The 20,364-nt window shown below is 65.0% G+C and carries 17 protein-coding genes and 1 pseudogene; 9 read left to right on the forward strand and 9 right to left on the reverse strand.

Features of this window, described 5'->3' with window-relative positions; translation table 11 throughout:
* Positions 1 to 64 precede the first annotated feature (64 nt).
* Positions 65 to 1,804: a hypothetical protein gene (locus BMZ69_RS02660; RefSeq protein WP_092154490.1), complete on the forward strand. Its 1,740-nt coding sequence runs from the start codon at positions 65 to 67 to the stop codon at positions 1,802 to 1,804.
* 81 nt (positions 1,805 to 1,885) lie between these two features.
* Here BMZ69_RS02660 and BMZ69_RS02665 read toward each other — a convergent pair whose 3' ends face one another.
* Positions 1,886 to 2,140, reverse strand: a complete 255-nt coding sequence (locus BMZ69_RS02665) for a hypothetical protein (protein WP_092154492.1) — start codon at positions 2,138 to 2,140, stop codon at positions 1,886 to 1,888.
* A gap of 438 nt (positions 2,141 to 2,578) precedes the next feature.
* Positions 2,579 to 2,890: pseudogene (locus BMZ69_RS02670) on the reverse strand (MBL fold metallo-hydrolase); the annotation flags it as partial.
* A gap of 166 nt (positions 2,891 to 3,056) precedes the next feature.
* On the opposite strand from BMZ69_RS02670, the gene BMZ69_RS02675 reads away from it, so the two are divergent.
* On the forward strand, positions 3,057 to 3,500 hold the full coding sequence (locus tag BMZ69_RS02675) for a baeRF12 domain-containing protein (protein WP_092154660.1): 444 nt from the start codon (positions 3,057 to 3,059) through the stop codon (positions 3,498 to 3,500).
* Entirely contained in the window at positions 3,497 to 4,300 is an 804-nt protein-coding gene (locus BMZ69_RS02680; RefSeq protein ID WP_092154496.1) for an ABC transporter ATP-binding protein, read from the forward strand. The genes BMZ69_RS02675 and BMZ69_RS02680 overlap by 4 nt, the downstream gene beginning before the upstream one ends.
* Before the next feature lie 789 nt (positions 4,301 to 5,089).
* Here the strand turns inward: BMZ69_RS02680 and BMZ69_RS02690 are convergent.
* Positions 5,090 to 5,929 (reverse strand): universal stress protein, encoded by an 840-nt coding sequence (locus BMZ69_RS02690; RefSeq protein ID WP_092154498.1) that lies wholly within the window; start codon positions 5,927 to 5,929, stop codon positions 5,090 to 5,092.
* A 78-nt stretch (positions 5,930 to 6,007) separates the two neighbouring features.
* On the reverse strand, positions 6,008 to 7,786 hold the full coding sequence (locus BMZ69_RS02695) for a PHA/PHB synthase family protein (RefSeq protein ID WP_092154500.1): 1,779 nt from the start codon (positions 7,784 to 7,786) through the stop codon (positions 6,008 to 6,010).
* Between the two features lie 149 nt (positions 7,787 to 7,935).
* Here BMZ69_RS02695 and BMZ69_RS02700 point away from each other — a divergent pair, with 149 nt between their 5' ends.
* The 5 genes from BMZ69_RS02700 to BMZ69_RS02720 all read left to right on the forward strand — a co-directional run bounded on the left by BMZ69_RS02700 (position 7,936) and on the right by BMZ69_RS02720 (position 14,493).
* Positions 7,936 to 8,325 carry a phasin family protein gene (locus tag BMZ69_RS02700; RefSeq protein ID WP_175506637.1) on the forward strand — a complete coding sequence of 130 codons (390 nt, stop codon included), beginning with the start codon at positions 7,936 to 7,938 and terminating at the stop codon, positions 8,323 to 8,325.
* Between the two features lie 267 nt (positions 8,326 to 8,592).
* Complete coding sequence (locus BMZ69_RS02705; protein ID WP_175506638.1) at positions 8,593 to 9,783, forward strand: PilZ domain-containing protein; 1,191 nt, start codon at positions 8,593 to 8,595, stop codon at positions 9,781 to 9,783.
* A gap of 225 nt (positions 9,784 to 10,008) precedes the next feature.
* Positions 10,009 to 11,847, forward strand: a complete 1,839-nt coding sequence (locus BMZ69_RS02710; RefSeq protein ID WP_244543172.1) for a heavy metal translocating P-type ATPase — start codon at positions 10,009 to 10,011, stop codon at positions 11,845 to 11,847.
* A gap of 133 nt (positions 11,848 to 11,980) precedes the next feature.
* Positions 11,981 to 13,558 (forward strand): bifunctional aminoglycoside phosphotransferase/ATP-binding protein, encoded by a 1,578-nt coding sequence (locus tag BMZ69_RS02715; protein WP_139218958.1) that lies wholly within the window; start codon positions 11,981 to 11,983, stop codon positions 13,556 to 13,558.
* An 86-nt stretch (positions 13,559 to 13,644) separates the two neighbouring features.
* On the forward strand, positions 13,645 to 14,493 hold the full coding sequence (locus tag BMZ69_RS02720) for a universal stress protein (RefSeq protein ID WP_092154511.1): 849 nt from the start codon (positions 13,645 to 13,647) through the stop codon (positions 14,491 to 14,493).
* 87 nt (positions 14,494 to 14,580) lie between these two features.
* On the opposite strand, the gene BMZ69_RS02725 is transcribed toward BMZ69_RS02720, so the two are convergent.
* Positions 14,581 to 15,531: an adenine nucleotide alpha hydrolase family protein gene (locus BMZ69_RS02725; protein WP_139218959.1), complete on the reverse strand. Its 951-nt coding sequence runs from the start codon at positions 15,529 to 15,531 to the stop codon at positions 14,581 to 14,583.
* Between the two features lie 52 nt (positions 15,532 to 15,583).
* On the opposite strand from BMZ69_RS02725, the gene BMZ69_RS02730 reads away from it, so the two are divergent.
* Positions 15,584 to 15,844: a DUF6455 family protein gene (locus tag BMZ69_RS02730; RefSeq protein WP_092154516.1), complete on the forward strand. Its 261-nt coding sequence runs from the start codon at positions 15,584 to 15,586 to the stop codon at positions 15,842 to 15,844.
* 45 nt (positions 15,845 to 15,889) lie between these two features.
* Here the strand turns inward: BMZ69_RS02730 and BMZ69_RS02735 are convergent, their stop codons facing one another.
* The 4 genes from BMZ69_RS02735 to BMZ69_RS02750 form a co-directional block, all read right to left on the reverse strand.
* Positions 15,890 to 16,273 carry a hypothetical protein gene (locus BMZ69_RS02735; RefSeq protein WP_092154518.1) on the reverse strand — a complete coding sequence of 128 codons (384 nt, stop codon included), beginning with the start codon at positions 16,271 to 16,273 and terminating at the stop codon, positions 15,890 to 15,892.
* Positions 16,274 to 16,379: 106 nt separating this feature from the next.
* A complete protein-coding gene (locus BMZ69_RS02740; protein ID WP_092154520.1) occupies positions 16,380 to 19,088 on the reverse strand; it encodes a bifunctional acetate--CoA ligase family protein/GNAT family N-acetyltransferase in 2,709 nt (902 codons plus the stop codon).
* A 99-nt stretch (positions 19,089 to 19,187) separates the two neighbouring features.
* A complete protein-coding gene (locus BMZ69_RS02745) occupies positions 19,188 to 19,859 on the reverse strand; it encodes a helix-turn-helix domain-containing protein (RefSeq protein ID WP_244543173.1) in 672 nt (223 codons plus the stop codon).
* Between the two features lie 76 nt (positions 19,860 to 19,935).
* Positions 19,936 to 20,346, reverse strand: a complete 411-nt coding sequence (locus BMZ69_RS02750; protein ID WP_092154524.1) for a response regulator transcription factor — start codon at positions 20,344 to 20,346, stop codon at positions 19,936 to 19,938.
* Positions 20,347 to 20,364: the final 18 nt, after the last annotated feature.

Here is a 20,364-nt window from a genome sequence, read left to right on the forward strand (position 1 = left end):
GATATTCGGGTTGTCCAAATTTGGGGCCGGAAATACTGTTCGCCTCGCATGGGGGTGCGACATCATGAGGAGCTCCAGGGCGCACCGCGACGACCATGACGGCGTAGACGCCGACGCGGTTCGAGAACAGGTAGAACGAATCCTGAGGAGCGTAGATTTCGCGGCGACGGGGCGGCTGCGGAGTTTCCTGAGCTTTGTCGTCGAAGAAGCGCTGGCGGGGCGAGGCAATCGCCTTAAGGCCTATGTGATCGCCAAGGAGGTTTTCGGGCGCGGCGATAACTTCGACACGATGAACGATCCGGTGGTCCGTATCGAAGCCGGGCGTCTTCGCCGCGCATTAGAGCGATATTATCTGCTGTCCGGCCGCAACGATCCGATCCGGATCGATATCCCCAAGGGAACCTACATTCCCACCTTGCAGTGGACCGGCCGCGAGCCTTCGTTGGAGGCCGATCTCGCCCCTCTGGATATGTCTGTTCCGCTGAGCCAGGCGCCCTGGGCGCGACGCCCGCGCCTCGGCCGATGGGCGGTCGCCCTGTCGATTGCGCTGCTCGTCCTGGCGGTGATTGGAGGGCGGATCGGTTTGCCGACAAGGCCTTTCGATCCGGAGATCACGGTCGAGGTCCTTCCGTTCGCGAACCTGTCCGGGCCTCCAGGATCGCTCTACGCCTCCGGCATCTCCGACGAGTTGCTCACCCAGTTGGCCCGGTTCAGGGATTTGAAGGTCGTCGCAAGCTTTCCGAGCGCCCCGGGCCAGACAGCGAATGTCACCGATCTGCTGGCAGGCCCCCGGTATCTGCTGACAGGTGGGGTTCGTGTCGCAAGCGATCAGCTACGCGTGTCGGCGAGGCTGATGGACCGGCAAAGCTGGAGGGTCGTCTGGAGCCAGATCTATGACCGAAGCCTGAAGGGGGCAGGAAGCTTCGAGATCGAGGCTGACATTGCAGCGAAGGTGGCGGCAGCGGTCGCGCAGCCATATGGCGCGATCTTCGCGCCCGCCTCGCAGAACTCTCTGGCGCATACGGTCGCGAATGGGGCGGCCTATCTGTGCGTTCTGCGTTTCTACCATTATCGCAAGGTGCTCGACCACCAGGAGCACTCCGCAACACGTGATTGCCTGGAGAAGACAGTCACCGATTACCCCGCCTATTCGACTGGCTGGGCCATGCTGGCGTATTTGTACTTGGACGAGGATCGTTTCGACCTCAATAGACGCGGGCCCGCCCCGTCTGGAACAGATCGCGCGCGCCAGGCCGCGGAGCGCGCGGTCGAGCTCGATCGCACCAACGCTCGGGCGCTCCAGGCGCTCATGACAGTGCTGTTCTTCAGCCGGCTGCCGGACGCTGCCCTCGAGATCGGCGCAAGAGCGCTGGCGCTCAATCCCAATGATACCGAGATATTGGCCGAGTTCGGCAGCCGGATTGCTCAGGCCGGCGATTGGAAGCGTGGCGCGGCGATGATGGAAGAGGCCTTGGCCAGAAATCCCAGTCAAGCGAGCTACTATACGGGGCTTATAGCCCAAGCGCATCATATGATGGGAAATGACGAGCTGGCCGTCGAATGGATCAAGAGGACGGATCTGCCGAGGTTTTCAATCTATCATTTTGTCGCCGCGCTCATCTTCGCTCGTGCCGGCCTGGAGACGGAGCGCGCTGAAAGCGTCGATCAGTTTCTGACGATGCGGCCGCGCTTCTTCGACAATTTCGAGGCCGAGCTGGCAATGCGGAATTTTACCGCCAGCGATCGCGAGAAACTAGTCGACGGGGCACGGCGCGCAGGATTCCCCGTGGGGAAAGGCAACTGAGCCGGCACACCGACGAATTGGATGGCCGGGGCTCGGCGGAATGGCGAGGAGGCGACATCGCGCCCCTGAGCGACGGTGATCTCAGCGTCGCCCGGCGCGATTGACCGGCCCACCGCGGTTCATCGGGGTTCCCGGCCGAACGCCGACCCCCGGCGCGCCAACGCCGGGAGTGGCTGCGGCGCGGGCGACCGGTCGGGGGCGCAGGACAACGCCGGGAGCGGCAATGCAGCCGACCGGGTAGTTGACGTACTGGCAGTAGACCACGGCGCGAACCTCGCCGGCGGTCCCCATGATCAAGCCGATCGATATCGCCAACAGAATGACCGAAAGCTTCATGCGTGCCTCCTTCGACCAAGTATATTGAGCTTCAGGCGTCGGCCGGGAATCTTCTGCCGCAGCTTCATTTCGCCAGGCGGGTCACGGGCCCTGATGCCGCAAGCTGTTTCCGAAAAAGTCGGTTTGTTGAGGCGGGCGCCGAACGCTTTCCTGCATATAGCCTGGACCGCTGGAACTCTGCACCGCAGCATCGCGCGGAACGCATGCCGTGGTCAGAATCGCGAAAAGCGACAGAAGGAGACAATTCCGGATCACATGACCTCCGCACGCTGACGCATCCTCGCGCAAAGCGATGGCGCTCCGGCCCGTCCGCCGGAACTGCCACTAGGCGCTCGGCCGGCAGCGATTCCTATTGACCTTTGGGGCAGCGCGCATTTTCGCGGATGCGATCACCCCATCACAAAACAATAAACTGAACGGGTCAGCTAGGAGTTTCGCCAGCATGACCGAGCGGAGGTCGATGGTCGCCGATGTCGCGAAGATCGGCCCGCCGAAACCGTCCTTTGCGAGCTTGGGCAGCAGCCCACTGTGATCGATATGGGCGTGCATCAACAGCACTGCATCGAGCGATGCGGGGTTGAACGGGAACGGCCTGTAGTTCAGCTCCTTTTCCGCCTTCGAGCCTTGGAACAGGCCACAATCGACGAGGATGCGCGCCTCGCTGGTCTCAAGCGCGTAGCACGATCCGGTCACGGCCTGGCCGCGCCATGAAACGATAGGCGTATGCCGGGGTGCGGCGCTTCTTCTCAGTTAAAGCGTCGCAGCCCTCCCCATGCCCGCGAGCCATGGCAACGCCCGCTGCTGCATGAGGTCATCGACCATTCGGCCGGGCTTTGCGCTCGATCAATGAACGCCGTCGATCGATCGGAAATCATCCCAACGGGCGGCGCCGCCGCATGCTGTGGAGATCGACGCCATGGAACTGCGCATTCCACCCAAGGCCTGGGTTCTCGTCTGCGATGCCGGCAAGGCGCTGTTCCTGTGCAATGAAGGCGATGCGGCCTTTCCGAACCTGCGGCTCGAACGAGCGACCCAAGCGCCCGCAAACCCATCGACCGCGAAGCAGGGAACGGACCGTCCCGGGCGCATCCAGAACGCCTTCGGTCCCATCAGTGCAGCCGAACCGACCGATTGGCACGAGATGGCCGAGCTGGACTTCGCACGCGAGACGGTCGACGCGTTCGCAGCACTCTATCGCAGCCGTCCACACGGGGTCGTGCTGGTGGCCCCACCGCGGATGCTCGCTGCGCTCCGCGAGAACTTGCGCAATGGTGTGCAGGCTACCGTCATCGCCGAGATCGACAAGGATCTGACCAAGCACCCGATCCAGGAGATCGAGCAGCTGCTGACGGGCATATGACGTTGACCATCCAGGGTGAACAGCGGCAGCGCGAGATCGTCGTCAGCGTGCGCGGACTCGAGGTCGGTTTTGGCGATAAGACCATCCTGGATCGCCTCGATATCGAGATCGCGCGCGGCGAGATCCTCGGCGTGATCGGTGCATCAGGCTCGGGCAAGTCGGTCCTGGCTCGGACGATTCTCGGACTCGTGCCAAAGCGCGGCGGCGTGATCGAAATCTTCGGCCAGGATGTCGATACGCTGTCAGCCAGAGAACGCCGGACGATGGAGCAGCGCTTCGGCGTCATGTTCCAGCACGGCGCCCTGTTCTCCTCCCTCACCGTTGCCGACAATATCCAGTTTCCCATGCGGGAAGGCCTCCATATGTCGCCGCGCCTGATGGCGGAAATGGCGATGTTGAAGATCGAGCTGGTCGGCCTTCCTCACGATGCCGCAGGCAAATATCCGTGGGAACTCTCGGGCGGCATGACCAAGCGGGCCGCTCTGGCGCGCGCGCTTGCCCTCGATCCGGAGATTCTTTTTCTCGACGAGCCGACATCCGGTCTCGACCCGATCGCCGCCGACGCCTTCGACGAGCTATTGCTGACGCTCAAAGCCAGCCTGGACCTGACGGTGATGATGATCACCCACGATCTCAGCAGCCTCCACGCGACCTGCGACAGGATCGCTGCGATCGCGCATGGCAAGGTCATCGCGACCGGAACGCTCAGCGACTTGCTTGCCCATGAAGATGCCTGGCTCCAGGCCTATTTCGCAGGCGAGCGCGGGCGGACCATCTTCGCGGACGAAAGGGTCGACTGATCCCGGCGCGCACCCGGCCCCACCAGCTTGTCTGCTTCTCGGCGAGAACCCCATCCGGATTGATCGATATCAAAGACGCGAGCCGGCGTTGCTCCAATCTGTCGATGTCGATTGTCAGCGTCGGTTGCTCCCATGTCCCGCTCGTCTTTCGATCGTTGCAAAGCAAGGTTCCGCCAGCATCGCCGCACGGCCGACGCAAGCCGCTCCGGGGATCTAGCTGGGGAGCTCGACAGCGAGCCGCGCATCTCGATCTGGATGCATGTCAGGGGGTTCCTGAGCCTGCTCAGGCAGATCATATTCGGCGGTAGGACAATCGACCGGTCCCACCGGCCGCCGCGGCGATGAAAACAGGCGCCCTGGCTCAGCTCGTGCCTTCGCAGAGCGCCTGGAGCCTGTCGAGCAGCGGAGATTGCCCGGGGCAGTATCGGTTATGCGCCTCGGTAAGAGGCCACCCTTCCCGTCCCGGCCGCTACATCAGAATGCCGGCGCCGAGCGTGCCGATGATGTTCTCCGCTGGTGGCATTCAGTCGTGCCCTTCGCGTAGATCAGCCTTGCGAAGCTAGGGTACCAACACCGCCGCGCCCTGGAAGCGCCCGGCTCGCAGATCGGCCAGGGCTTCGTCGCCTGATCCAGCCGATAGACATGCGTCGTCGTCCTGACACCGGCGCGAGGCGCGATGGCGATGAAGTCCCCAGCGTCTTCCCGGGCCAGGTTTGCCACCGAGACGACCCGATCTCATGCAAGACCATCGCCCGCAAGCTTGGCCTCCCTGCTCCGCGTCGATGGCTCTCAATGGGAGAGATGGAGCGGCACTGTGCATTCCTTGAGCAATGACTGCGTCACTCCGCCGAGTAGGAATTCGCGCAGCCTTGAATGGCGATAGGCGCCAGCCACGACCAGCCCCGCCCCGCTGCCGACCGCATGCGACCGGATGACGTCAGCGACGTCGCCGGAGCGTGTATCGGCGAGATTGACGGTAACCTTGATCCCGTGCCGTGCCAGATGAGGAGCCAGATCGGTTCCGGGGAGCATTCCCTCGAGCTCTTTCTCCCCGGTGACTGAAAGGATCTCGACGGCCTCTGCTGCCCGCAGAATAGGCATGGCGTCGGCCACGGCCCGAGCTGCCCTTGCCCCGCCATCCCAGGCGACAAGGACCTGCTTGGCGTCGAACTTTGGACGATCAGGCGGCACGATGATCACCGGCCGGCCGCTCTCGAACAAAACAGCCTCGATCAGGCCGCGATCGATCTCCGCGGGCGAGGGTTCAGCGTCGAGCACCGTGATGTCGGCGACGCGAGCGCGGAGGATCAGACGGTCCCGCATGTCTCTGTAGTGGACCGGCTCCGATTCGATCGTGGCGACCACGCCGGCGAAGTCGGCTTCCGACTTCGCCGTCCCGGCCACTGCTTCGGCCAACGCGGCGATCCGGCGGTTCTCCGACGAGATCAGCGCCTGGCCGAAATCGTCGATCATCGAATAAGGAATCGTGTAGCGCATCGCCGCGGCTTCGACGACGAGATGCGCATTGGCCGCTTTCGCGAGTGACAGCGCATAGCTCAGCGCCGCGCTCGGCTCTTCTCGACCTTCCTCGGTGATCGCGACGAAAACGCTCTTGATGCCGGTCAGCATGTCATCCTCCTGTTGCTGCCAACATGATGAGCGATAACGGCGGGCGTTCATTGCGTCAGATCAAGAACCGGCCTTCGTTTACCCGTGGACGTAGCTGCCGGGCGCCGAGCCAAGGCCCTGATCGTCGACGGTCCGGGCGGGAACGCACCCGCTCGAATGCTCGCTGAGCCAGTCGACCCAGACAGGCCACCAGGATCCCTGTTGAGGCGAGGCCCGGGCCAGCCACTGTTCCGGCGTCGCATGATGGTCGTGGGCCGGCATCGTGCCGATACGGAAATGGCGGCCGGCCTGCGATGGCGGGGCGACGATGCCGCGATTGTGGCCGGCATCGGCCAGCACGAAGGTCACATCGGCATCGGCCAACTGATGGATTTTGTAGACGGACCGCCACGGCGCCACGTGGTCGTGCTCGGTGCCGACAGCGAAGATCGGGCTATGGATGTCGCGCAGCGATACCGCCTGCTCCTCGACCTGAAAGCGGCCCTCGGCCAGGTCGTTGTTCAGGTAGAAGGCGCGCAGATATTCGGAATGCATGCGCGCCGGCATGCGGGTCGCATCGGTCGACCAGGTCGTGATGTCGGTCGCCTTTTCCCGTTGTCCGAGGAGATAGGTCCGGACGATGCGCGACCAGATGAGGTCGTTCGAGCGTAGCAGGTGGAAGGTTCCCGCCATGCGCGCAGCCTCGAGCACGCCGTCCTCCGCCATCACGTCGTCGAGGATCGCGAGCTGGCTTTCGTCAACGAAGAGGCTGAGCTCGCCCGCCTCGCGAAAATCGACCTGCGCGGCGAGAAAAGTCAGGCTCGCCAGGCGGTCGTCGAGATCGCGTGCCATGGCGGCAGCCGTGAGCGCGAGCAAGGTGCCGCCGATGCAATAGCCGACGGCGTGAAGCCGGCTGGCGCCGGTCGCGGCGAGCGCCGCCGCAAAGGCCGGTTGCACCCCGGACACGCGATAGTCGTCCAGGCCGACGTCACGATCGGACAGCTCGGGATTCTTCCAGGAGATGACGAAGACCGTGAAGCCCTGCTCGACCAGATGCCGGATCAGCGAGTTCTCCGGGCGCAGGTCGAGAATATAGTACTTCATGATCCAGGCGGGCACGATCACGATCGGCTCGACCCGAACCTCGCCGGTGGAAGGTGCGTATTGAATGATCTCCGCCAGCGGGATGCGGTGAACGACCTTGCCTTCGGTCAACGCGACGTCTCTGCCGGGCTGAAACTGCAACGCTTCGCGCGGACCTTCGCGCCTGGCCAGCCGGGCCACGTCCTCGAGCGCGAACATGGTGCCGCGAAGCAGGTTCGATCCGCGTTCCCGAACGGTGGTGTCGACCACCTCGGGATTGCTCCAGGGCCAGTTCGATGGCGCGAGCAGATCGAGCGTCTGCCGGCCGACGAAGTTGAGCTGGGCAAGGTGATGCGGCGTTGCGCCATGGACGTCGCGGGTCGCCAAATCCCACAGGCGCTCGCTCGCGAGCAGACATTCCGCACAGAGCGCATAGGGCCAACGTTGCCAGGATGGGTGGCGAAAGCGCTTGTCATGCGGCAGCGAGCGCTCACAAGGCGTGCAGACATTGCTGGTGTTCGCGCTCAATGCCAGTTCGGTGAGGCGCATCGTCTCCGCCAATCCCTGGCGTGCCAGCTCGGCAAGCCGTCCCGGCGAGGCGGCAAGATGAAGCGACCAGTCGAACCAGGCTTCCGCCAGTCCCATCGGCGAAAACCCAGCGAATGATCGTCCGATGGCCGCATGGAGCAGCCGGTCCACGCGCGGCTCGCCGCCAGCCGGAGCTGCCGCTGGCGCGGTCACCGCGATCGGTGTTGCGGAGGCAAGGGCGGAACGCTGTGAAGTAGCGGCGGTCATGGCGGTCCCTGCGGATCCGGGCAACTCGTGAAAGCATGACCATGCTGGCGGCCGGTGCTTTGACTTGTGTCAAGGCACCGAGATGCCGGACGCGGCAATTGTCTGGCGTGCAGCCTGGATACCGCACGATCCCAGAAACGGAGGCGGATATGACCAATGTGAAGTCGAACCAGCAGGCGGCCAAGGACGCGATCGCCGGGCTGGATGGAATTGCCCGGACCGCTCAGTCGCAGCTCAAGGCGGCGGCCGCGATCCCGCAAGCGATCGTCGAGGCGAACTGGGCGATCGCGTCCGAGTTCCTGAGCTTCGCAAGCCGGCGCCTGCAGGCCCAGGCGGATCTCTGCCGCAGCCTCGGCCGCTGCCAGGAGCTCGGCGAGGCTGTCGACCTCCAGCGCCAGTTCACCGAACGCGTCACCAAGGATTACTCGGACGAGGTGAACCAGCTCTCCGAGGTCATGCGCCGCAACATCGCCTCGCTGTCGGCGGTCGGAGCCGAACTGGTCGCGGACACCGGCGACAAGGGCAAGCTTGCGGCGTGATCGGCGCGCCACTTAGGGTCTTGTCCGCTCATCCGGGGAGTAGGGATAGGCAGGGGTGGTTGCCGGGTTCCGCGGCTCGTGAAGCGCGGGATCATGGCTGCGCCTCTGGCAGGGCTGCCGACGCGGGCATTCGAAAGGAAATCGCGTCGGCCATTGCGGACGATTTGATCTACATCAACGACACGCTCGGCGATTTCACGCTGGCTGAACCAACGACACCTATCTCGTGGGGTTGGGATGGAGGGGCAGGCGACAGCGGAAAGTGGCGTGATCGCCGCACTTTGGGGCGATGACGCGCAAGGCGAGGAACTCGCCGCCCGTCTGAGCGCGCGAAGCGCCTGCATGGTGTCCGCCGCCGGCAACCTCGACGAACTTGACCACTTGGTCAGTCGCAATCGAGTCGAGTGCGTGCTCTGCTCGGACGCCGGTCTCGATGAAGGCCTGCCCCTGCTTGGCAGCGTCGTCGACCGCGTATCGGGGCGCGCTCCGGTCATATTCGTGGCGCCGGAAAAACGCCAGGATGCGGTCATCCAGGCCTTCCGCCTTGGAGCACGCGACTGCGTGACGATGACGGAAGCCTGCGCCGACGACCTCGTCGAGGCGATCCAGAGACTGAGAACCGCGTTTGATCGCGGTTCGCTTTCCAGCTCGCACGCATATGACGATCCCGCCGCGGCCGGGCAGCTCCCCATGAACTTGCTGTCTCCCGAAAAGCTGGTGCGCAAGCTCGACGAGGTGCGGGCAAATGCCGGCGATGGGATTGGTATCCTGGCAATTCAAATCCCGGAGCTAGGCTACTTCGCCGCCAAATTCGGGCGCCAGACAGCCGAAGAGATCTCACGCGAATTCGCGAAGCGCCTGAATTTGGCGCTCCAGGGGACTGGCTATTTTTGCCGACGGCCAGATGCGAGCTTTGTAGCGTTGCTAATCCCGATGTCGGGAGCCGCTGCCTTGGAGATGGCGATTGGCCAGATCTCGAACCAGCTGAGCTTCGCAGTGCGGCTGAGTGATCTGGATTTCCGCATCGAAAGCGTCATCGGCGCCTGCGATTCCGGCATCGCACCGGAAGCGCTGCTGGCAATCGAATGCGCCGACAGATCCCTGGAAAACGCGATGGCCCGAGGGGTCCGCTACCATATCGCCGATGCGGATACCTACGGCGTCCCCCTGCAGCATTCATTTGCCCGCGGGCGCGGTCGCAAAGTGAACCGTCGCCTCGGCGAACGATCCCGCGTCAATAAGCGTGGCAAGATTGTCCTCCCGCACCTCAACGCGACAATCGATTGCGCGGTCCTCGATGTTTCATCGACCGGTGCACGCCTGCGGATCAACAGCAGCCTGGTCGCACCGGAGGAGTTCGAGCTGATGCTGCCGCATCAGGCCCAGAGGCGGCAGGTGAAGGTACGCTGGCGGAGACAGAAGGAGCTGGGGGTGGAGTTCATCGACCAGCTGGTTTGACCGGTCTGCCGTCGAAACGGCCAACCTTGAATATGCAAACAGGAGGATCGCAATGCCGAGCAAAGCCTCCAAGCCCGTCATGCTCGTCCGCCGCAGCATTGTCTCACTTTTGACTGTCGAGATCTTGCCGGCGGCAGATGCAGCCGGCAAGGACCAGTTGCGGACATGATCGGTTCGCCGCCTCAAATACTCCCCGCTCATTCGGAAAGCAGGGACAGGCGGGGGGTGACAGCCCCGTTCCACGGCTGGATGAAGCGCGGGATCGTGGCATCGCCTCTGGTCGGGCTGCCGCTCGGCCTTGCCTTGAAGCTGTACGGCACCGAAGCTGCGGCGAACTTGGCCTGGATGGTCGCGACGCTACCGGTCCTCGCCAAGCTCGCGTTCGACATCCTCGTCAGCCTGCGTCGCAGCGAGTTCGGGCTCGACATCGCGGCGGCCTTGTCGATGAGCGCCGCGCTCCTCGTCGGCGAGAGCCTGGCCGCTGCGATCGTCGCACTGATGTATGCCGGCGGACAGTATCTGGAAGCCTTCGCCGAGGGACGCGCACAACGTGACATGACCGCGCTGCTCTCGCGCCGGCCAGTGCGAGCGATGCGCTTCGACGGCAACGGGCTGCGTGAGGTATCAGCGGAAAGCATCGCACCCGGCGATCGACTGCTGATCCGGCAGGGCGACGTCACGCCGGTCGACGGGCTGATCAGGAAGGGGATTGCCCGGCTGGACCTGTCGGCACTGACCGGTGAATCGCTGCCGGTTCATCGCGAGATCGGCGCCGAGATCCCCAGCGGGGCAAGCAATATCGGCGAGGCTTTCGAGCTCGTCGCTTCCCGCGCGGCGAAGGACAGCGCCTACGCCGGCATCGTCCGCATGGTCGAAGCCGCGCAGCGTTCCAAGGCGCCGATGTCGCGGCTAGCCGACCATTATGCGCTGGGTTTTCTCGCGATCACCGTTGCACTGGCGGGCCTGGCCTGGTCCGCGAGCGGCGATGCCGTCCGGGCCGTCGCTGTCCTGGTGATCGCCACCCCGTGCCCTCTTCTGCTTGCGGTCCCTGTCGCGCTCGTGGCCGGCATGTCGCGCGCAGCCCGGCACGGCATTCTCGTCAAGGGCGCCCAGGTCATCGAAGGTCTCGCCGGCATTCGCACGATCGTGCTCGACAAGACCGGCACGCTGACGGAAGGGCGTCTTCGCCTTGCCGGTATCGAACTGGCCGAGCCGCCTGTCTGCGACGAGACCACGCTGCTGCGGCTCGCAGCGTCCCTTGACCAGGCGTCACCACATGTCGCGGCCCGTGCCCTCGTCGATGAAGCCCGGGACCGTGGCCTTTCTCTCGCCGTTCCCGAGGCGGTGAGCGAAACGGCCGGCGAAGGCATCTCCGGCTATGTCGAGGGACTGCATCTCGCCCTGGGCGGCTGGAATTTCGTGACGGGCCTGATCGCGCTGCCTGACGCGGCAGGCCGAGCTCAGGGCCAGGATGGCGTGCCGATCGTCGCCGTTGCGATTGATGGCAGGTTCGCAGGCAAGATCCTGTTGTCCGACCGCTTGCGCGATGGCGCCGGCGACGTCCTCGGCCAACTGCGTTCCCTCGGTGTGAAACGGGTGCTCCTGGCCACCGGAGACCAGCCGAAGATCGCGGCGGCAATGACCGCGGGATTGCCGTTCGATGCCGTCCACGCCGACCAATCCGCAGCCGACAAGGTCGCTATCGTCAAGGCGGAGCAGCGATACGGGCCGGTCATGATGGTTGGCGACGGCGTCAACGATGCCCCGGCGCTCGCCGCCGCGACGATTGGGACCGCGCTCGGCACGCACGGCTCGACCGCTTCCGCCGAGACGGCCGGCATGGTCCTGCTGGTCGACAGCCTGGATCGTCTTCCGCTCGCATTGCAGATTGCACGCCGCGCCCGCGAGGTCGCGCTCCAGAGCGTCTTCGCCGGAATCGGGCTGTCGCTCCTGGGCATGGCGGCGGCGGCCATGGGATGGCTGACCCCCGTGCAGGGAGCTCTGTTGCAAGAGGGAATCGATGTCGCGGTGGTGCTCAACGCGCTGCGTGCTCTGAGCGACTGACGCGCAGGTTTGCGCGTTCGCCCTCGCGACCAGCCAGCGCTACACGCGGGAACCACTGCGCCTGCTTTTGGGTTCAGTCCACATTGCGGCGGCAAAGGCTCGGCCTTGAGAGACGTCAAGGCCGCCAGCGTCCGTGCCGGCTACTCTCGCGTCGTGCAGCCGGAGACCGCAGCATGATGCCGACAGCCAGAACGACATCGTCGCCTTCTTGTGCTCGCAGCGGGCGTTCGGCTCGGGCGAGCCGCCGGACGAGACGGTCTCGACGCATATCTCGACGGTGCTGCTGCTGGGCGAACGCGCCTTCAAGCTGAAGCGGCCGGTGCGCCTTCCCTATGTCGACCTATCCCGCCCGGAGCGCCGGCTCCAGCTTTGCCAGCGCGAACTCGAGTTGAATCGTCGGACGGCGCCCGATCTCTATCGCCATGTACACCGCATTACCTGCGAGCCCGACGGCCGCCTCGCATTAAACGGCAGCGGCCGACTCGTCGACGCCGTCCTTGAGATGCGGCGCTTCGACGGTGCCATGCTGTTCGACAAGCTGGCCGGCGCAGGGACATTGACCGGGGCACAGATGGAGGATCTGGCCGATGTCATCGCGGGCTTCCATCGATCGGCCGCTGTCTGCGACGATACCGGCGGCGCGGAGCGCCTCCGCCGCGTGCTCGACGTTAATGCGCGCGCCTTCGCAAGCGCGCCGCATCTGCAGCCGGATGCCGTCGCCGCCGCGGATTCCGCCTGCCGCGCGGCCTTGACGCGTCACGCCGCCCTGCTCGATCAGCGCGCACGAGACGGCTTCGTGAGGCGCGTGCATGGCGATCTGCACCTTCGCAACATCTGCCTGATCGACGGCAGGCCGACCTTGTTCGACTGCCTCGAATTCGACGAAGACCTCGCCACCACCGACGTGCTCTACGATGTCGCCTTCACGCTGATGGATCTGTGGCATGGCGGCGCGAAGGACTTGGCCAACATCCTGTTCAACCGCTATCTCGACGCAACCGGAGACGATGCCGGCATCGCCCTGCTTCCGCTGTTCATGGCGGTGCGCGCCGCGGTCCGGGCCCATGTTACGGCGCGAACCGCGACGATCGGCCAGAATGCCCTCGAAGCTCAGGGCTATCTCGACCTCTGCTGCGAACTCCTGCGCGAAAGCCCGCCGACCCTGACGGCGATCGGCGGTTATTCCGGCTCTGGGAAATCGACTGTCGCTGCCGCAGTCGCGCCGTGCCTGGGAACCGCGCCCGGAGCGCGCGTCCTCTCCAGTGATCGCTTCCGGAAACGCCTCTTCGGCGTCGCGGCGCGCGCCCGCCTGCCGGCAGATGCGTATCGGACGAAGATCTCCCTCCGCGTCTATGCCGAGCTCGCCGAAACCGCAGAGCGCGTCCTACAAGGTGGCCGATCCGTTATCGCCGACGCGGTGTTCGACCGGCAGGCAGATCGCGATCGTTTCGCCTGGATAGCGGCCTGCGTCGGTGCGACGCTTCGTGGCGTCTGGCTGGAGGCCCCAGAAAGGATCCTGGTCGATCGCGTCGCGCATCGCCGGGACGATCCGTCCGACGCCACGCCGGATGTGGTGGTGCAGCAGATCGCCAGGCATGAGGCGCCGACCGACTGGACCACGATCCGTGCTGACGTCGAAGCGGCGACCGTAGCCGCGGCAGTGAAGCGCGTCTTGCTCGGCCAAGCTGGCGCCACCGATGCGCACGCATGACAAGCGTGCCACTGCTTGCGGCAAATCAATGCCGTTCTCTCCACTCAGGTCGAAGCTTCCTTGTCACTCCAACCAGGGAGATCGTCATGGAACTGAACACGGCCTCATCACAGGATTCTGGCCTCGCGAGCGTCATGGTCCCGATCAATCTCGGCGCTGGCGCGGCCGATCGTGTCAGGCTCGCATTGTCGCTCGCAGAGCGCTTCGGCAGTCGTCTGATCGGGATTGCCGCTCTGGAACGTGCTGTCCTTTATCTCGGAGACGGTACAGTCAGCGTCGATGCGATGCTTGTCGAGGAGGCCACGAAGGCCGCGCAGGAGGACCTCGCAAAGGCCGAGGCCATCTTTCGGCGCGTCGCTGGGCACTACAATGACATCGTCTGGCGCAGCGCCATCGACACGCCGCTTCCCTACATCACGCGCAACGCTCGCGCTGCCGATATCGTGGTGGTGGGCCGGCAGTCCTCACTCGACGCGCCGCAAGGCAGGATGGCACTCGCCCCTGCTGATCTTGTCATGGATCTCGGGCGTCCGCTTCTCGTCGCGCCGCCGGACGTCGCCGAGCTTTCGGCCGAGAACATCGTGATCGCCTGGCGCGATACGCGGGAGGCGCGACGCGCCGTCTGGGATGCTCTGCCCTTCCTCAAGCGTGCCAAGACTGTGACCATCGTCTCCGTTGGAGAGGGGGCTCCCGAGCAGGGCACCCATGACGTACGCGACTATCTCGCTCTGCACGGTGTTGCGGCTGACCTCGATGTGCGGCCCAAGATCACCAATTTCGCAGCGCAAGAGTTGATCGACTGTGCGCGCCGCCAGAACTCGGACCTGATTGTATCCGGCGCATATGGCCACAGCCGAATGCGCGAGTGGCTGCTCGGCGGGATGACTGCAGATCTACTGGAATCGACGCCGGTTTGCTGTCTGATGTCTCACTAAGAAAACCGGCCCGATCGCGCCTTGTTTGCCTGATCCGGTCAATCATGAGTGTGCCAACAGCCCATTTCGGAGCGGCGCTGCTCGCAGTCAGGTCGAGAGAAGGCAGGGAATGCGGCAGCGCGACAACATCCGCGTCGTCTGCCGCACCAGCTCGGAACACACGAGCTGATTGCTGCAATAGGCGGGCGCGACGAGCAGATCGGCATCGTCTTCGTCGAGGATATGCAGGAGCTCTCGCAGCGGTGCTGCCCCGCTTCGACCGCGGGCCCTCGCGGGGACGCCGTGGCTCTGCAGGAAATCGGCGACATCGGCGGCGCTGCTTGCCGGTGTGGCCGACAGTACCTCGTTCAAGGTGACCACGCTGACCTGCTGCGCCCGGCGCAGCAGCGGCAGAGCCTCACGTACAACGCGTCGCGAGGCCCGACAGTCGCGCCAGGCTATCGCAATATGTCGCGGCAACGCGCGAGCCTCGTAGGCAGGCGGCACGACCAGGACGGGCCGCCCGCCGCGGACGAGCAACACCTGCGCATCACAGGGACCATCATCATTGCCCGATGATGTCGACTGTCCGATCACGATGAGGTCGGCGCGCCGAGCTTCGCGCAGCACCGCTTCGGTCATCGATCCGATTCCGCCAGCAAAGAAGACCTGGTCGACGCTCGCTTCGACCGTGGCGCGGAACCCTGCCTCCACTGTGGCGAGATCGACATGGCAGCTGGCGCGCGCTTCCGCGAGCAGCTCGCCCACCATCCCGATTGTGGCGTTTGGCTCGACCTCCGGCGGGTGCGGCCATCGCGACAGAACACCCAGAAGGCTCGCGCCGAGCTGGCCAGCGAGCATTCCCGCATAGCTGGCTCGCTGATAGGCGGCATCGTCTTCGCCCAGGGCAACCAATATCTCGGCGTAGGACATCGGAGCCTCCCACTGATGACTATCGGAGACGATCCTAGATCGCGCATTGGGCTCCGCCTTGATGCGCGTCAAAGCCCCCTCAACCGGGTCGCCATGCGCGGACTTGTCCGAGATCAAGGCGCGCATGTCGCTCGATCCCGATAATGCGTGCTCGACTTGCAACCGATGGAGCACCACCATGCGCATCTGGCTCAGGCGCCGTTTCGAACGGCAGGCCCGGTTGATGGGCGCCATGATGGAGCGAATTGGCATTGAGCCCGAACTGGCGGCAAGTCGCGGGCGGCTCTATGACGCCGCCAATCGCCGCTGTCTCTGGTGCGCCGCTCATGAAGAGTGCGGCAGATGGATCGAGCAGCATCAAAATGCCGAGCGCGGCCCCGACTTCTGCCCTAACGCCACGTTCTTCGAACACACCAAGCAGATGCATCCCAAGGGCTGACCGGCCGCCGCGGCGTGAGGTGCAGGTGCTCCGGCAGCCGGTAGATCAGGCCTTCCGGACCGCCATGACGGCATAGGTCCGCAAACGCCCGCCGGCGTCCTTGATCGACACATATTCGCCAGGCGCCATCCGGTGGCTGTCGAGGCGAAAGCCGCCTTCATCGTCCGCGTCAGACCGGTCATCATAGTCGAAGACCCAGGTCGCTCCACCTGCTCCGCCCGCGCGGTGGAGCAGCCTGCCGTGGCGCGTTGCTCCGTCGGGTGCCAACCGCCTCACGCGGCAGTGATCGCGCTGGGCGTGCCAGGCCTCCGTGTCGAGCCGCCCCGCTTCGTCGAGCGGTGCGACGATCTCGTAGCCGTCGCGCGGATTGCCTTCGGGAAACTCGGGACAACGCGCGAGCTGCAGCGAAATCTTGCTCAAGCCTGTCATTGTAACCTCCTCCTTATGGTCAGCCCATTCCCGCGATCGAGACCCCGAGTGCGCCTTGTGATCGACAAGCAGGAGCACGCGGCGCCCTTGAGCGCCTTGATGTTCCTCAAACGCCGGGAGCAGGCCGAAGAATCAGCTCGGCATTGACCAGCTCAGTGTCGTTCGGCTCGGGCCGCGTGCCGAAGCCGAGCTCGCGGCACATCCTCAGCATGGTGGAGTTGCCGCGCATCACCTGACCGTGAATGACCGACAGTCCCTCCTGCCGAGCCCAGGCGATCACCATCTCCATCAGCGTCCAGCCCAGGCCCTGGCCCTTCAGATCGGAGCGGACGAGCACGGCGTATTCGGCGCGTTCGTGATTGGCGTCGGCATGCAGGCGTGAGACGCCGAGGAGACGCCCATCCTCCTCGGAGATGGCGGCGAAGGCGATCGCGCGCGCATAGTCCAGCTGGGTCAGCCGCGCGATGAAATCGTGGCTGGGCTTGCGCGGAAGGGCGAAGAAGCGCAGGCGGAGATCGTCCTCGGTGATGCCCGCCAGGAAATCCGGATAGAGCTTTTCGTCCTCGGGCCGCAACGGCCTGATCAGGATCTTGCGGCCGTCCTTCAGCACCGTCCGCCGCTCCAGATGGCGGGGATAGGGCCGGATCACCATGCGCGGATGATCATTCTCGCGGCAGGCGCCAACCGGCATCACCCTGATCCGGGCATCGACCACGATGACGCCGTCCGGGTCGGCGAGCAGAGGGTTGAGGTCGAGCTCGCGGATTTCGGGACAATCCGCCGCCAGTTGGGCAAGCTTGACGAGCGTTGTCGCCACAGCGTCGAGATTGGCGGCAGGAACGTTCCGGTAAGCCGCCAGGACACGGGACACCCTGGTGCGGGCAATGAGGTCGCGAGCCCGATCGAGATCGAGAGGCGGCAGCGCCAGTGCCTTGTCGGCGATCGCCTCGACCGCCGTCCCGCCTCGGCCGAAGACGATGACCGGACCGAACGTCGGGTCGTCGGCAATGCCGGCGATCAGCTCGCGGGCATTGCGCCGCCGGATCATCGGTTGAACCAGAAAGCCCGATATCCGTGCCTCCGGCCTGATCTTTCGAATGCGCGCCAGCATGTTTTCAGCGGCGACGCGGACAGCTTCGGCCGTGGTCAGGTCGAGTGCGACACCATCCACATCGGACTTGTGGATGATGTCGGCCGAATGCAGCTTGAGCACCACCGTGTTGCCGGCCGCGAGCACCTCGGCGCCAAACCTGGCCGCCTCCTGCGGATCGGATGCCAGGCGCGGCGCCGCGACCGGGATCGCATAGGCTTCGAGCACCCGCGCCGTCTCGATCGGATCGAGCCAGTTTCCACCCTTCCGAAGCGCCTCGCCGATGGCCGCTTTTGCAGTCGGCGTGTCTGGGACAAAATCCTGCGGCATGCCGTCCGGCATGCGCATCAGCTCGGTTTGAGCCCGGCGATAGGCAATCAGATGAGCCATGCCGCTCACGGCATCCGCTTCGGTCGGAAAGCTTGGGATCCCGGCAGCCACGAAACGATCGGGCCCCTCCTCCTTGTCGGCTCCGATCCAGGCCGTGAACACAGGCTTGCGGAGCTCTCGGCGCGCCCGGCGCTGCTCGACGACATGCGCGATCGCTTCTGCGGCCTCGCGCTGGCTGGTCAGGCGGGTCGCGACGTCGAGAACCAGAAGGGCATCACTGTTCTCGTCCTCGAGCAGGATATCGAGCGCCTTGGCGAAACGATCGGCATCGGCGTCGCCGATGATGTCCACCGGGTTGGCCTGGGACCATGATGGCGGCAGGACGGCATCGAGCCGGGCTCTCGTCGCCTCAGTCAGGGTCGCCAGGCTGATGCCGAGATCGAGCAGACGGTCGACCGCAAGCACGCCGATACCGCCGCCATTGGTCAGGATCGCGACCCGATCGCCATCGAACGGCGACTGGCGTCCGAGCGTCTCGGCGGCGGCGAACAGATCGGCGACATCATAGGCCCTGACCAGCCCGGCTCGCCTGAAGGCCGCATCGTAGACCGCATCGGAGCCGGCAAGCGCGCCGGTATGGGTCGCGGCCGCCGCGGCTGCGGGCGCATGGCGGCCGGCCTTGATGACGACGACCGGCTTGACTCGCGCGGCCGCGCGCGCCGCCGACATGAACTTGCGTGGATCGGCGATGGCCTCGACATAGAGCAGGATCGCCCGCGTCCCGGGGTCGAGTGCGAAATGATCGAGGCAGTCGCCGAAATCGACGTCGATCTGGTCGCCCAGCGTGAGGACTCCGGAAAAGCCGAGGCGATGCGCCGCCGCCCAGTCGATCAGGCCGGCAGCGACAGCGCCGGATTGGGAGATCAGGGCGAGATCGCCCTGCTGGAGCTGTCCGGAAGCGAAGCTCGCATTGAGGCGCGCATAGGGCGACATCAGCCCCAGGCAATTGGGCCCGACGATGCGCATTCCGACCGCGCGGCCGAGCTCCCGGATCGCCCAGGCCGCGGAACCCGGCCCGCGTCCCAGCCCTGCCGTCAGGATCAGGCAGGCCCTGACCCCTTGTTTGGCGGCAGCTTCGACGACGCCCCGAACCGCCCCCGGTGGCGTACAGATGATGGCGAGGTCGGGCGGCTCCGGGAGCGTCGCGAGATCGGGATAGCAGGCTTCGCCGCAGATCACGCGATGGCGGGGATTGACCAGGCGCAGGGACCCGGCGAAGCCACCCTCGCGAAGATTGGCGAGAACGGCTTGCCCGACCGAGCCGGCGCGTTCGCTGGCTCCGACAACCGCGACCGAGCGCGGCTGCATCAGCGCATCGAAGCGGTATGTGCTCATTCTCGGCTCCATGCTTGCTTACGGCGACAGAGTGCCGCTGCTTTGAGACATTTGCTCCACAAGCAGGCCGAGTGTCCCTTGATCGCCGCGGCGCAGGCCTCAGGCGTCGAGACGGCGTAAGGCGATCCGGTCGCGCAGGACGATCGAGCGGCGATGGGACGGCAGCTCGATGACGCCTTTACGCTCGAGCTGAGTCAACGTGCGGGAGACGGTCTCGATCGTGAGACCGAGATGATCGGCGATGTCGCTGCGCGACATGGGCAGATCCAGATGGCTCATCTCGGAGAGACGTCCCGACATGTCCAGCAGGAAGGTCGCGATGCGTTCCAGGGCGCTCTTGCGGCCGAGCAGGAGCATGTGGCTCTGCGCGCGCTCGATCGCATGCATCATCGCCGCGACCACGCGCTGGGCGAATTCGGCATCTTCCGCCAGCATCCGCTCGAGCTGCGAGCGCTGATAGATCCGCAGTGTCGCGTCTTCGACGACCTCGGCGCCGACCCGGTGCAGGGCGGACGCCTCAAATCCGAAAAGATCACCCTTCAGGTGAAAGGCGTCGATCTGGCGCCGCCCGTCCTTGAGGAGTTGCGACGTCCGAACCGTTCCGGAGACCACCTCGTAGAAGTGCAGCGCAGCTGAGCCTTCGGAAAAGACGGTCTGCCCCTTTTTGAAGCGTGTCGGAACATCGATGAACGCAATGGCGCGCTTCTGGACGATGGCACCTGGTACCGCATGCCCGGCGTGGGGGTACTGAAGAGCGGTCTGCATCGGCATGTCTCCGCTTGCGATCTGTGATGACGTTCTACCTCCCGCGGAACCCTGCCAAAATCCGATACACTCCTAAGGGATTTTACTGAGGCCGTTCCTGCGATCGCGTCAGGGCGCTCCGGATTCCGTCGAGCAGTGCGCTGTCATGCAGGGGTTTCTCGAGCACTTTGCAGAAGCCTGCCCGTCTCGCGCGCTCCCGCACCTCCCGGCTGGGAAGACCGGTCATGAGGATTGCCGGAAGCCGGACATTGCGGCGCCTCAGCCGGTCGATCAGCTCAAAGCCATCCATCCCGGCCATCGCATAGTCGATGACGAGGCAGCCACGGGCAGGAAGATCGTCGTCGAGAAGAAGGCTCTGCGCATCGCCATAGATGCGGACGTCGAGCCCCTCGATCTCGAGGGCGAACTTCAGCGAACGCAGGACGGCGGGATCATCGTCGACGATGATCACCGGCCCGGTGGATTCCAATGTCGGAGGGCTCTCGACAGACATGCGAGCCGTTATCGCGCT

It is taken from the genome of Allobosea sp. CRIB-10 (assembly GCF_900112185.1).
In the GTDB taxonomy this organism is placed as follows: Bacteria; Pseudomonadota; Alphaproteobacteria; order Rhizobiales; family Beijerinckiaceae; genus Allobosea.